Origin of the sequence: Streptomyces sp. NRRL F-5630, from assembly GCF_000719475.1 — a bacterium.
GTDB lineage: Bacteria > Actinomycetota > Actinomycetes > Streptomycetales > Streptomycetaceae > Streptomyces.
In genome coordinates, this window is sequence record NZ_JOGO01000003.1 from 140,659 (window position 1) to 153,983 (window position 13,325).

Sequence of the window (13,325 nt, forward strand, 5' to 3'; positions counted from 1 at the left end):
CGTAGAAGCACGCGCAGCCAGCACGATCACGCGCACGACGACGAGAAGGAAGCGACGCAGACGATGACCGTTCCCCTGCCGACGGAGACCACGCGCTGGCGCTGCACGCTGTGCGGCAATCTCACCAGGTTCGACGTGAGCCGTTCATCGAAGGTCGTCGAGTACGTCCACCTCGACCTCGCCGGGAAACCGAACATCGAGGAGCGCGAAGTCGTGAGTGAGACGATCGACTCGGTCCGCTGCCGCTGGTGCAACGCGGTGGACCAGATCGAACTGGTGGACAGGCCGGGGCCGGCCGCCTGAGAGCCGGCCCGCACGAGCGAGTGGGGTGAGGACATGGTGGAGGAAGCGCACGCCGAGCCCGCCGGTGCGCCCCACGGCGCGGAGCGGGACGGTCACGAGGACGGCGCCCGCGAGGACGAGGGCCACGCGGCGGCCGAGGGCGGGCACGCGCACGGGGCACGCGGCCACGACGGCGATCCGGGCGCCGACGGCGAGGCGCTGGACAGGCCGCTGCCCGAAGGCGTCAGGCACCGGGTCGTACGGTACGTCGCGACGGGCTTCGGCGGCCTCACCCTCGCCGAACTCCCCGCGCAATTGCGCCAGTACGCGCGGTTCACGCCGAGCCGGCGGCTCAAGTACGCGGGCAACGCGATGGCCGCGGCGGTCGAGAACGACGCCGCCTTCCGCGCCCGCGTCGCCGAGCGCCTGTGCGCCGCGCAGCCCGAGTTGTGCGCGGCGCTCAACGAGGGCACCCCGCCGCCCGCCGCCGATCCGCTGGACGTCGCCGCCGTCGCGTACCTGCTGCGGCCCCCGGGGTGGCTCAAACTCGTCGCCGCCGCCGGTGAGGAGGCCGAGCGGGCCGGGGCCGAGCGGATGGACGAGGCGGCCAGGGAGGAACTGGACCGGCTGCGCGCGGAGCGCGACGAGGCGCGCGAGCGCGGGCGGGCGGACAGCGAACGCCTGCGCGGCGAGATCGAGGTGCTGCGGCGCGAGGGCGACGCGGTGCGGCGCAAGCTGCGGGCCGCGCAGAGCGACATCAAGCGCGGCGAGGCCGCGCTGCGCAAGGAGCAGGAGCGGTCCGAGGCCCAGCGCGCCGAACTCCAGGCACGGCTGAGCGCGGCCGAGGGCGAGACCCGGCGGGTGCGGGCGCGGCTCGGCGAGGTCGAGGCGGCCCTGGAGGCGAGCCGGAAGGCGACCCGCGAGGGCCGCAGCGTCGAGGACATGCGGCTGCGCCTGCTGCTCGACACGGTGCTCGACGCGGCGCAGGGGCTGCGCCGCGAACTCGCGCTCCCGCCCGTCTCCGTACGGCCCGCGGAGACCGTGGACGCGCGCGAGCCCGCGCAGTTCAGCCCGAAGGACATCGCGGCCCGCGCGCTCGCCGAGGACGACCCGGCGATCCTGGACCAGTTGCTCGCGCTGCCGCAGGCGCACCTCGTCGTGGACGGGTACAACGTCACGAAGACCGGTTATCCGATGATGCCGTTGGAGAAGCAGCGGCTGCGGCTGCTCGGCGGGCTCTCGCAGCTCGCGGCGCAGAGCGGGGCCGAGGTGACGTGTGTCTTCGACGGGGCCGAACTCGCGGCCCCCGTGCTGCTCGCGCCGCCACGCGGGGTCCGCGTGCTCTTCAGCAAGGCGGGGGTGACGGCGGACGAGCTGATCCGGCAGCTCGTCCGGGCGGAGCCGCCGGGGCGGCCCGTGGTCGTGGTCTCCACGGACAAGGAAGTCGCCGACGGCATCGCGAAGGCGGGGGCGCGCCCGGTGCCGAGCGTGATGCTTCTGAGGCGGTTGTCGCGGGGGTGACGTCGCGGGGCCCCGGGGTCGGGGTCCCTGTCCCGGGGCTGCGCCCCTGCCCTTTTCCGGGCTCCCCTCCTCAAGCGCCGCAAGGTCTGGGACGCCTGCGGGCCAGGCTCGGCGACGGCTGTGAACACTTGTGCCCGGTATGGCTGTTGCGGCGTGGTTCGTATGATCTGTGACCGACGCGTTATCTGGTGTGCTTCGTGGCGCTTGGGGCGCGACGCTCGGTCAGTTCCTCGTCACCGCAGGTGGCTTGCGGGTAAAGAAACCTCGGAGTCGGAGGTTTTTACCGGTGAGGATTTGAACTGATCACAAGAAGGTCACTACTGTCGGCCCGAACTCTCGCTCGGTTGATCACCCATCCGGGGTGGCGGTGAGAGGGCACCGCCCACCGGTGGATCGGTAGGCGGCTGGAGGAAGAAGGAGCTCGCCTTCGTGGCGTCCCACCGTCGACCGAAGCAGCCGAGCCGCGCCCGCGTGACCGTGCTCACCGCGACCGCCGCTGCTGCCGTGGCCCTCACTTCGCAGGCCGCGCACGCAGATCCCAAGCCCAGCAAGTCCGAGGTGAAGTCGAAGGTCGACAAGCTCTACGAAGAGGCGGAGCAGGCGACCGAGAAGCTCAACGGGGCCACCGAGAAGCAGCAGAAGCTGGAGAAGGAGGTCGACGCCATCCAGGACAAGGTGGCGCGCGGCCAGGACGAGCTGAACGAGCAGCGGCAGTCCCTCGGCGCCGTCGCCGCCGCCCAGTACCGTTCCGGCGGCATCGACCCCTCCGTGCAGCTCTTCCTCTCGGCCGACCCGGACTCCTTCCTCCAGCAGGCCGGTGCCCTCGACCAGTTGAGCGCGCAGCAGACGCAGCAGCTCAAGCAGATCCAGGCCAAGCAGCGCAAGCTCGCCCAGGAGCGCAAGGAGGCCGCCGACAAGCTCGCCGCCCTCGCCGACACGCGCAAGGAACTGGGCAAGAAGAAGAGCGAGGTCAAGGCCAAGCTCGCCGAGGCGCAGCGCCTCCTCAACTCGATGACCGCCGCCGAGAAGGCCGCGCTGCAGGCGGAGCAGGACCGCGCCAACCGCGCCAGCGAGCGCACCGCGCTCACCTCGGCCCCCGGCACCACCGCCAACCCCGGCAAGGGCACGGGCATGGCGGGCGCCGCGTTCTCCGCCGCCCAGACGCAGCTCGGCAAGCCCTACGTCTACGGTGCCACGGGCCCCAGCTCCTACGACTGCTCGGGCCTCACCTCCTGGGCCTACAAGCAGGCCGGTGTCTCGCTGCCCCGCACCTCGCAGGCGCAGGCGAACGCCGGGACGCGCATCTACTCGCAGAGCCAGCTCCAGGTCGGCGACCTCGTGCTCTTCTACGGCGACCTGCACCACATCGGTCTCTACGCGGGCAACGGCCAGGTGCTGCACGCCCCGCGCACCGGCACCGTCGTGCGCTACGAGTCGATCGGCAACATGCCCTTCCAGTTCGGCGTGCGCGTCTGACCCCCTGACGGCCATCACGGCGTTCACGGAGCCCCGGGAAGATCCGCTTCCCGGGGCTCCGTCATGTCCCGGACCGGCCGCGCCACACCCGCCCGATCGAGGGAATCCGGCGCCCTGGTGCTGACTCGGGGGACCCGCTGTGACCTGCGTGGGGGCGGCGGAAGGCGGACGAACTCGCCCAAAGCGCAGGTCCGTCGGTCGTTGGTGCGCGCCCAGGGGGGCGGCTACTGTCGGCGCGCGTTCCGGCATCGCGGCCGTGTTCCGGCCCGGCGCGTTGTCCGGGACCCGCTCCGACGCACCGGGCCCCCGGTCCGTGCCCCAGCGAAAGGACAGCGAACGCCGTGGCGTCTCACCGTCGTTCCCTCTCCACCGGGCGCACCGCGCGCGGCGCCGTCCTCACCGCCGCGGCCGCCGCCGCACTCGCCGCCGTACCGGCCGCGGCCCCCGCCGAGGCCGCCCCGCACCCCGACCGGCAGGAGGTCCGGGCGGGACTCGACCGGCTCTACACCCAGGCGGAGCGCGCCACCGAGGCGTACAACAGGTCCGAGGAGCGCGCCGACAAGCTGCGCGTCACCGTGCGCCGCGCGACCGACGCCGTGGCCCGTGCCCAGGAACGCGTCAACACGATGCGCGGCGCCGTGGGTTCGCTCGCCGCCGCGCAGTACCGCTCCGGAGGCATCGACCCCGCGCTCGCGCTCCTGCTCACCTCCGACCCCGACCGCTATCTCAGCCACGCGGCTCTCCTCGACCAGGTCGGCGCCCAGCGCGCCGCCGAACTCGGCCGTCTCCTCGGCGCCCAGCGCGCACTCGTCCAGGACCGCACCGAGGCGCGGGAGGCGCTGCGCCGCCTGGAGCGCACCCGGAAGGAGGTCGCGCGGCACAAGCGCACGGTGGAGGCGAAGCTCGCCGCCGCCCGCCGCCTCCTCAACGCGCTGCCGGCCGGGGAGCGCGCGGAACTGCGGGACGCCGCCGGCGGCATGGGCGCCTTCGCGGGCGCGGCGCACGCGCGGGCCGCGCGCGGCGCGGGCTTCGACGTGCCGCCCGGGACGGCGGCGGTCTCCGGGCGTGCCGCGGCCGCGGTCGCGGCGGCCCGCTCCGCGCTCGGCCGCCCCTACGTGTGGGGCGCCTCGGGTCCCGGCGCCTTCGACTGCTCCGGGCTCATGCAGTGGGCCTGGGGACGGGCCGGGGTCGGCCTGCCCCGCACCTCGCAGGCCCAGGCGGGCGCGGGACAGCGGGTACCGCTCTCGCAGGCGCGCCCGGGGGACCTCGTCACGTACCGCTCGGACGCGAGCCACGTCGGCATGTACGTCGGCGGCGGCCAGGTCATCCACGCCCCCCACCCGGGCGCGGCCGTGCGCTACGAGTCCGTCCACATGCTCCCGATCAACTCGGTGACCCGGCCCTGAGTCCCCCCGGGCGTCCCGGGGACGCGGGGCGGGGGTCCCGGGGGAGGGGCGCGGCGTCCCCGTATGCTCGCCGCGTGGCCCGAAGCCGACCCTCCCGCCCCCGCTCCGGACGCGCCGCGGCGCTCGTCCTCCTGCTGCTGCTCGGCGGCTGCGCGGATGTCGGGGGCGAGGGCGGCGGCACGGGGGCGCGGGTGCGGGCCGTGCTCGACGCGCGCGGCGGGGCCGTACGCGCCCAGGACCGCGCCGCCTGGCTCGCGACCACCGCACCCGGCGCGGCCCGCGAGCGCGCGGGGACCGTCTTCGCCAACCTCGACGCGCTCCGGCCCAGCGCCTGGAGCTACCGCGTCACCTCCGTCAGGCCCGAGGGCGACCGTGCGGCGGTCCGCGCGACGCTCTCGTACCGCGTCCAGGGCTACGACAGCGCCCCCGTCACCGTGGCGCGCGCCCTCACCCTGCGCCGCCTCTCCGGCCGCTGGTACGTGAGCGCCGACAAGCCCGCGCCGGGCGCCTCGCAGCAACTGTGGGAGCAGGGCAGGATGACCGTCGTGCGCGGCGCCGACTCGCTCGTGCTCGGCGTCGGGCAGTCGCGCGGGAAGCTCGCGGATGTCGCGGCGCTCGCCGACGACGCGGTGCCCGCCGTGCGCCGCGTGTGGCCCGAGCGGTGGGCGGGGCGGCTCATCGTGCTGCTGCCCGCCTCGCTCGACCGCATGGCCGCGCTCCTCGGCCAGAAGCCCGCCGACTACCGGGGCATCGCCGCCGTCACCACCGGCGAACTCGGCTCGGCGGCCCATGTCCCCGCCGACCGCGTCACCGTCAACCCGGAGGCGTACGAGGAACTCGGCCCCTTCGGCAAGCGCTTCGTGCTCATCCACGAGGCGACGCACGTCGCGACCCGCTCGGCCACGACCGCCGGGACCCCGCTGTGGCTCTCGGAGGGCTTCGCGGACTGGACCGGCTACCACGGCAGCGGGCGCACGCCCCGCCAGGTGGCCCCCGAACTCGCCGAGGCGGTGCGCGAGGGCGAGGCGCCCACCGCGCTGCCCACCGACGCCGACTTCGCCTTCGCGGGGGACCCGGACGAACTGGCCCGCGCCTACGAGGGCGGCTGGCTCGCCTGCCGGATGATCGCCGAGCGATGGGGCGAGCCGAAACTGCGCGACTTCTACCGGGTGGTGGGGGAGCACGAGGGCCGCGAGGGCGCGGTCGCCGCCGCGGCGCGCCGGGTGCTCGGGGTGAGCGAGGGGGAACTCGTCGGAAGATGGCGCGGATACGTGCGGGAGCAACTCGCCTAGGCGTCCGCCGGGACCGGCCGTCGCAGGAGCGGCAGGCGCCCGCCGGGCTCCCGCGCCTCCCGCCTAGGCGTCCGTCGTCGCCCAGCCGGGCACCGGCTCCCGCTTCCCGCTCCCGCCGCGCGGCACGGCCCGTACCGTCTCCCGCCACAGTGCCCGGCAGGCGAGCACCGTCGCCGTCACGAGCAGCCCGTTCCTGAGGACGAGGAGGCCGGTGCCGAACGGCGTCGAGCTCACCACGTCGCCGAAGTACACGGGGAACTCCAGCCACGTGACGAACGAGGCGACCACCGTGAGGACGACGGGGACCGTCATCCGCCCGCCCCGGTACAGCAGGCACACCGCGCCGAGGCCGAGGAGCCACACCATGTACTGCGGGCTGATGACCCGGCTCGTCGTCGTGAACAGCAGCAGCGCGGTGAACGCCGCGTCCGCGAACGTCGCCTCGCCCCACACCCGCGCCCGCAGCCGCCACAGCACGAGCCAGCCGAGCGCGAGCACGCTGAGCACCTGCGCGAGCGCGGACACGAGCGGCACACCCGTGCCGAGGAACTCCATCGAGCCGTAGTGGAACTCGACGCGCCCCTCCCAGCCGAAGCGCCGCGCGAAGTGGAACACGAGCGCGCCCAGCGACTCGACCTCCGTGCCCCGGTCGCGCTGCGCCGTCAGGAAGGAGAGTCCGCCCGGCATGAGGAGCCCGAAGCCCGCGAGCAGCACGAGCCCCGTCACGGCCGCGCTCGTCCACGAGCGGCGCGTCTCGCGCCCGCGCGGCGTCCCGACGAGCAGCAGCACCGGCCAGCCCTTGACGACCGCTCCGAGCGCCGCGAGCGCCCCGAAGCCGCGCGCCCGGCGCGTGCCCAGCAGCAGCGCGGCGACCGCGAGCGCCGTGACCATCACGTCGTACCGGGCGTAGACCGTCGGCCCGAGCAGCGGCACGCCCACGACCCACACCCACACCCCGGCCCCGCTCCGCCCCGGCCGCGCCGCCCCGTGCAGCAGCAGCGCCGTCACGAGCGCGTCGCACACGAGCGCGAGGACGAAGAACGCCGTCGCGTACGGAAGGAAGGGCAGCAGTTTCGGCGCGAGGATCGCGAGCGCGGCGCCCGGCGGGTACTGCCACGTCACGTCGTGCTCGGGGAAGACGCCGCCCGCCAGGACGTGCGCCCAGTTCCGGTACGTGACCGAGACGTCCCCCGTCACGTCGAGACCCGGGGGCACGATCACCTTGAGCACGGAGAGCAGGAGCAGCACCCGTGTCGCCGCCCACACCACGCACGCGCCCGCCGTCCGCGTCCACGTCGCCCGCCCAGTCCGTCCGCTCACGTACCGTCCCGCTCTCGTCTCGTCACCTCGGCCCCGCCTCCGGGGGCCCGGGGTCCGGGTCATGATGCCTGCCGTACCCGCCCCGGGCCATCGCCCCGGGCCCTGTGTCCCCGTTCGCCCGCCGAGCGGCGGCAGCCGGAGGTGTGCGACCGCCGTGGCCGCGACCGGTACTGTCGGCGGCGATGGACAGGACCTTGATCGTCACCAACGACTTCCCGCCACGCCCCGGCGGCATTCAGTCGTTCCTGCACAACATGGCGCTCCGCCTCGACCCCGAGCGCTTCGTCGTCTACGCCTCGACGTGGAGACGGAGCCGCGAGGGCCGCGAGGCCACGGCCGCCTTCGACGCCGAGCAGCCCTTCCGCGTGCACCGCGACCAGACCACGATGCTGCTCCCCACCCCGCGCACCACCGCGCGCGCCAAGCTGCTCCTGCGGCGGTACGGAGCGACCTCGGTGTGGTTCGGGGCCGCGGCGCCGCTCGGGCTCATGGCGCCCGCGCTGCGCGCCGCCGGGGCCACGCGGCTCGTCGGCACGACGCACGGGCACGAGGCGGGCTGGGCGCAGCTCCCCGGGGCCCGTGAGCTGCTGCGACGGATCGGCGAGGGCACCGACACGCTCACCTACCTCGGCGCATACACCCGTTCCCGCATCGCCCGCGCGCTCAGCCCGGATGCGGCGGCCCGCATGGTCCAACTGCCGCCGGGCGTCGACGAGAAGGTCTTCCACCCCGGCTCGGGAGGGCCCGCGCTGCGCGCCGCGATGGGGCTCGCGGACCGGCCCGTCGTCGTGTGTGTCTCGCGCCTCGTGCCGCGCAAGGGGCAGGACACCCTCATCCGGGCCTGGCCCGCCGTGCTCCGCGCGCAGCCGGACGCCGTGCTCCTGATCGTCGGCGACGGGCCGTATGGGGACGACCTGCGGCGCCTCGCGCGCGAGACGGGGGTCGCCGGCGCGGTGCGGTTCACGGGCGGCGTCCCCTGGTCCGAACTGCCCGCCCACTTCGGGGCGGGCGACGTCTTCGCGATGCCGTGCCGCACACGGCGCGGCGGGCTCGACGTGGAAGGGCTCGGAATCGTGTACCTGGAGGCGTCGGCGACCGGGCTGCCCGTCGTGGCGGGGGACTCCGGGGGCGCGCCGGACGCCGTCAAGGAGGGCGAGACGGGGTTCGTCGTCCGGGGCGAGAGCGTCCCGGAGACGGCGGAGCGGATCGTCGCGCTGCTCGGGGACGCGGGACTGCGGGAGCGCATGGGGGCCGCGGGGCGCGCGTGGGTGGAGGAGAAGTGGCGGTGGGACCTGCTGGCGGAGCGGCTGAAGGAGCTGCTGTAGCGAGGGCGGGGCGGGGTCGCCCGGCCGCCTCGCCACCGGTGGACGGCCCCGCGCCACCGGCCCCACGGGCGGCTCGCCACCGGCGGACGCGCCACCGGCCCCACGACCGCCTCGCCACCGGTGGACGGCCCCTCACTTCCGGTACAGCGCCTCGATCTCTTCCGCGAAGTCCTTCGTGACGACCGAGCGCTTGAGCTTGAGCGACGGGGTCAGATGGCCGGACTCCTCGGTGAACTGCGTGTCCAGGACGCGGAACTTGCGCACCGACTCCGCCTTCGAGACCGCGAGGTTGCCCTCGTCCACGGCCTCCTGGAGCGCGGCGAGGAGGGCGGGGTCCTCCCGGAGCGCCGCGACCGTCGCCTCCGGCCTGCCGTGGTCCTTCGCCCAGTGGGCGAGGAACTCCTCGTCGAGCGTGAGGAGCGCGCCGACGAAGGGGCGGCCGTCCCCGACGACCATGCACTCGGCGACGAGCGCGTTGCCCCTGATGCGGTCCTCGATGACGGCGGGCGCGACGTTCTTGCCGCCCGCCGTCACGATGATCTCCTTCTTGCGGCCCGTGATCGCGAGGTAGCCGTCGGCGTCGAGCGTCCCGAGGTCCCCGGTGTGGAACCAGCCGTCCGTGAGCGCCTCCGCGGTCGCCGCCTCGTTGTTCCAGTACCGCGTGAACAGGTGCTCGCCGTGGAGCAGGACCTCGCCGTCGTCGGCGATCCGCACCACCGAGCCGGGCAGCGGCTGCCCCACCGTGCCGATCTTCTGCCGGTCCCAGGGGTTGAAGGCCGTCGCGGCGCAGGACTCGGTGAGCCCGTACCCCTCCAGGACCGTGAAGCCGATGCCGCGGAAGAAGTGCCCGAGCCGCTCGCCGAGCGGCGCGCCGCCCGAGATCGCGTACTCGCCGCGCCCGCCGAGCACGGCGCGCAGCTTGGCGTACACGAGCTTGTCGAAGAGCTTGTGGCGCAGGCGCAGCCCGAGCGAAGGCCCCTGCGGGGCGTCCTGCGCGCGGCTGTACGCGATGGCCGTGTCGGCCGCGCGGTCGAAGACGCGGCCCTTGCCGCCTGCCCGCGCCTGGGCGCGGGCCCCGTTGTAGACCTTCTCGAAGACGCGCGGGACACCGAGCACCATCGTCGGCCGGAAGGCGCTCAACTCCTCGGTGAGGTGCTTGACGTCGGGCGCGTGGCCGAGCTTGATCGGCGCCATGAGCGCCGCGACCTCCACGAGCCGCCCGAAGACGTGCGCGACGGGCAGGAAGAGCAGGACGGAGCACTCGCCGGTGCGGAAGAGCGGCTTGAGGCGCTCCACGACGTTGCCGCACTCGGCGAAGAAGTTGCGGTGGGTGAGGACACAGCCCTTGGGGCGGCCCGTCGTGCCCGAGGTGTAGACGATCGTCGCCGGGTCGTCCGCGGAGACCGCCGCGGCCCGCTCGTCGAGCGCGCTGTCCGGTACGCCCGCGCCCGCCGTCCCCAGCGCCCCGATCGCGTCCTCGTCGAGCCGCCACACCTGCTTCAGCGCGGGCAGCCCCTCCCGTACCGCCTCGACCGACCGCGCGTGCTCCCCGCTCTCCACGAGGCACGCGACCGCGCCCGAGTCGCCGAGAATCCACCGCACCTGCTCCTCGGAGCTGGTCTCGTAGACGGGCACGGTGACCGCTCCGGCCATCCAGATCGCGAAGTCGGCGAGGGTCCACTCGTAGCGGGTGCGGGACATGAGCCCCACGCGGTCGCCCGGTCCCACGCCGGAGGCGAGGAGGCCCTTCGCCACCGCGGTGACCTCGGCGAGGAACGCCGTCGCCGTCACCTCGCGCCACACCCCGTCGACCTTCCGGCCGAGCACCGCCACGTCCGGGTGCCGCGCGGCGTTGCGGCGGACGATGTCGGCCAGGTTGCCGCCCGCGGGGACCTCGTACAGGGCCGGAAGGCTGAACTCGCGCAAAGCTGCTCCTCGTAGGGCACCGGTGGCCACCACGTGGAGTGCGCGTGCGCCGCGACGGTGCGGGTGCCCCCGGCGGGGGGCAGGACGGACTGCCCGGACGTTACCCACCGGTAAGCGGTTCCGATAGGGGGACCGGGGAGATGTTCACTCCGTCACACTCCCTGGGTGGGGCTTGCGGGCAGGGTAGTCCCCCGTGCCGTGCCGCGGGGAGTAACCGCAGGTGAGGGCCGTGCGTCGGGCGCGTACTAGGCTGAACGCATGACGCGGGTTCATGTGGTGAGTGACGTGCACGGGAACGCGCGGGATCTCGCGCACGCCGGGGACGGGGCCGACGCGCTCGTCTGCCTCGGGGATCTCGTCATGTTCCTCGACTACGCCGACCACTCGCACGGCATCTTCCCCGACCTCTTCGGCACCGAGGCCGCGGACAGGATCGTCGCGCTGCGCACCGCGCGCCGCTTCCCCGAGGCGCACGCCCTCAGCCGCTCCCTGTGGGAGGCGCTCGGCGAGGAGCCGGGCCCCGCCATCGAGCGCGCCACCCGCGACCAGTACGCGCGCCTGTTCGCCGCGATGCCCACCCCGACGTACGCGACCTTCGGCAACGTCGACCTCCCGCACCTGTGGCCCGAGTACGCGCACCCCGGCGTCACCGTCCTCGACGGGCAGCGCGCCGAGATCGGCGGCCGCGTCTTCGGCTTCGTCGGCGGCGGCCTGCGCACCCCGATGCGCACCCCCTACGAGCGCGAGGAGGAGGAGTACGCGGCCCTCGTCGAGCAACTCGGCGACGTGGACGTGCTGTGCACCCACATCCCGCCCGACGTGCCCGAACTCTGCTACGACACCGTCGCGCGCCGCTTCGAGCGCGGCAGCGGCGCCCTGCTCGCCGCGATCCGCCGCACCCGCCCGCGCTACCACCTCTTCGGCCACGTCCACCAGCCGCTCGTGCGCCGGGCCCGCATCGGCGCCACCGAGTGCGTGAACGTCGGCCACTTCGCGTCAACGGGCCGTCCCTGGGCCCTCACCTGGTGAGTACGGGCCCCGACGGGGCGCGTTCCGGGGAGCGGTAGCCTTGCCCGCGCGGGCCCCGCACCGCGTCCCCGCCACCCGGCAGCACGGAGGAGTCACGGCGATGGCCGAACACACCAGCTCAAGCATCACCATCGAGGCCGCTCCGGCCACGGTCATGGGTGTGATCGCCGACTTCGCCCGCTACCCCGAGTGGACCGGCGAGGTCAAGGAGGCCGACGTCCTCGCGAGCGACGCCGAGGGCCGCGCCGAGCAGGTCCGCCTCGTCATGGACGCGGGCGCCATCAAGGACGACCAGACCCTCGCCTACACGTGGGTGAGCCCCGACGAGGTCACCTGGACCCTCGTCAAGTCCCAGATGCTGCGCTCCCTCGACGGCTCCTACCGGCTGCGCGCCCGGGGCGAGGCGACCGAGGTGACCTACCAGCTCACCGTGGACGTCAAGATCCCCATGCTCGGCATGATCAAGCGCAAGGCCGAGAAGGTCATCATCGACCGCGCCCTCGCCGGGCTGAAGAAGCGCGTCGAGTCCGGCACCGCGCCCGGCACCGAGGGCTGATCCCCTCCGTGCGCACCGTCCTCGTCACCGGACCCGGCGGGGCCGGACGCACCACGCTCGCCGCCGCCACCGCGCTCGCCGCGGCCCGCGCCGGAACCCCCACGCTCCTCCTCACCCCGGGGCCGGGGCCCCTCGGCCTCCCCGCGGGTCCCGAGCCCACCGCACCGGCCCCGGGCCTGCACGTCGTGGCCGCCGACCCCGCCGCCACCTTCCGCGACGGGGTGCGAGGGCTCCAGGACCGCGCGGGCGCCCTCCTCGGGCTGCTCGGAGCGACCCCCCTGGAGGACGGCGAACTCGCGCCCCCGCCCGGACTCGCCCCGTACGCCCTCCTCACCGCCCTGCACCGCCACGCGACCGCGGCGTACGGCCTCCTCGTCGTGGACCTCCCGGCCGGTACCGACGGGCTCGGGCTCCTCGCCGCGCCCGCCCTGCTGCGCCGCTACCTCGACCGGCTCCTGCCCCGGCAGCGCCAGGCGGCGCGCGCCCTGCGGCCCGTGCTCGGCAAGCTCGCGGGCGTCCCGCTGCCCGGCGGGGAGTGGTACGAGGCCGCCGCGCGCGCCGAGGCCGCGCTCGCCGCGAGCGAAGCGCTCCTCACCGGGCCCGGCACGAGCCTCCTGCCCGTCGTCGAACCCGGCCGCGCCGGTACGGAGGCGCTGCGCCTCACCCGTGTCGCCGCGAGCCTGCACGGCGTCGCGCTCGACCGGCCGCTCGCCAACCGCGTCCTGCCCGAAGGGGCCTTCGGCGCGGCGGCCCAGCGCGCGGCCCTCCGGACGTACGAGGACGTGCGCGAGATCCCGCACCTCGGCGCCGAACCGGCGGACCTCGCCGGTCTCGAAGCCCTCGGCGTCCCGCCGCCCGGCGAGCCCGCGGAGGCCCCCGAGTGGACCCTGCACGACCTGCGCGCGCGGACGGGCCTCGTCGAGTGGCACGTCCCCCTGCCCGGAGCCGAACGCGGGGAACTCGACCTCTACCGCTTCGAGGACGAACTCGCCGTCACGGCGGGCCCCTTCCGCCGCACCCGGCCCCTCCCCTCGGCCCTGCGCCGCTGCGACGTCACGGGGGCGGCCCTGCGCGAGGACGTGCTGCGGGTCCGGTTCCGGCCGACGCCGGGGCTGTGGCCGGAGGGCTGAGGAGGAGCACGGGCGGGGCCCCCGCCCGCGACCGGGGCGGCGGGCGGCCCGGCGGCGTTCTC

Annotated in this window: 11 protein-coding genes; 9 read left to right on the forward strand and 2 right to left on the reverse strand. The window is 75.0% G+C overall.

The window, feature by feature from the left end:
* The first annotated feature begins 63 nt into the window (after window positions 1-63).
* From IF99_RS0101930 to IF99_RS0101950, 5 genes are all read left to right on the forward strand, one after another.
* The gene (locus tag IF99_RS0101930; RefSeq protein ID WP_030994512.1) at window positions 64-303 is read left to right on the forward strand and encodes a hypothetical protein; all 240 of its coding nucleotides are present in this window, start codon (window positions 64-66) and stop codon (window positions 301-303) included.
* A 33-nt stretch (window positions 304-336) separates the two neighbouring features.
* Entirely contained in the window at window positions 337-1,803 is a 1,467-nt protein-coding gene (locus tag IF99_RS0101935) for an NYN domain-containing protein (protein ID WP_030994513.1), read from the forward strand.
* 429 nt (window positions 1,804-2,232) lie between these two features.
* Window positions 2,233-3,279, forward strand: a complete 1,047-nt coding sequence (locus tag IF99_RS0101940; protein ID WP_030994514.1) for a C40 family peptidase — start codon at window positions 2,233-2,235, stop codon at window positions 3,277-3,279.
* A gap of 341 nt (window positions 3,280-3,620) precedes the next feature.
* Window positions 3,621-4,685 carry an NlpC/P60 family protein gene (locus tag IF99_RS0101945; RefSeq protein ID WP_030994515.1) on the forward strand — a complete coding sequence of 355 codons (1,065 nt, stop codon included), beginning with the start codon at window positions 3,621-3,623 and terminating at the stop codon, window positions 4,683-4,685.
* 74 nt (window positions 4,686-4,759) lie between these two features.
* Entirely contained in the window at window positions 4,760-5,977 is a 1,218-nt protein-coding gene (locus tag IF99_RS0101950) for a hypothetical protein (RefSeq protein WP_030994516.1), read from the forward strand.
* A gap of 63 nt (window positions 5,978-6,040) precedes the next feature.
* Here IF99_RS0101950 and IF99_RS0101955 read toward each other — a convergent pair whose 3' ends face one another.
* Window positions 6,041-7,297, reverse strand: a complete 1,257-nt coding sequence (locus IF99_RS0101955; protein WP_199806437.1) for a glycosyltransferase family 87 protein — start codon at window positions 7,295-7,297, stop codon at window positions 6,041-6,043.
* A 182-nt stretch (window positions 7,298-7,479) separates the two neighbouring features.
* Between IF99_RS0101955 and IF99_RS0101960 the strand changes: the two genes are divergently transcribed.
* Window positions 7,480-8,622: a glycosyltransferase family 4 protein gene (locus tag IF99_RS0101960; RefSeq protein ID WP_030994518.1), complete on the forward strand. Its 1,143-nt coding sequence runs from the start codon at window positions 7,480-7,482 to the stop codon at window positions 8,620-8,622.
* A 132-nt stretch (window positions 8,623-8,754) separates the two neighbouring features.
* On the opposite strand, the gene IF99_RS0101965 is transcribed toward IF99_RS0101960, so the two are convergent.
* A complete protein-coding gene (locus tag IF99_RS0101965; protein WP_030994519.1) occupies window positions 8,755-10,548 on the reverse strand; it encodes an AMP-dependent synthetase/ligase in 1,794 nt (597 codons plus the stop codon).
* A gap of 258 nt (window positions 10,549-10,806) precedes the next feature.
* Here IF99_RS0101965 and IF99_RS0101970 point away from each other — a divergent pair, with 258 nt between their 5' ends.
* The 3 genes from IF99_RS0101970 (at window position 10,807) to IF99_RS0101980 (ending at window position 13,263) form a co-directional block, all read left to right on the forward strand.
* A complete protein-coding gene (locus IF99_RS0101970) occupies window positions 10,807-11,577 on the forward strand; it encodes a metallophosphoesterase family protein (RefSeq protein WP_030994520.1) in 771 nt (256 codons plus the stop codon).
* A gap of 100 nt (window positions 11,578-11,677) precedes the next feature.
* Window positions 11,678-12,133, forward strand: coding sequence for an SRPBCC family protein (locus IF99_RS0101975; RefSeq protein WP_030994521.1), 456 nt, complete (start codon window positions 11,678-11,680; stop codon window positions 12,131-12,133).
* Window positions 12,134-12,141: 8 nt separating this feature from the next.
* Complete coding sequence (locus tag IF99_RS0101980; RefSeq protein WP_030994522.1) at window positions 12,142-13,263, forward strand: ArsA-related P-loop ATPase; 1,122 nt, start codon at window positions 12,142-12,144, stop codon at window positions 13,261-13,263.
* Window positions 13,264-13,325: the final 62 nt, after the last annotated feature.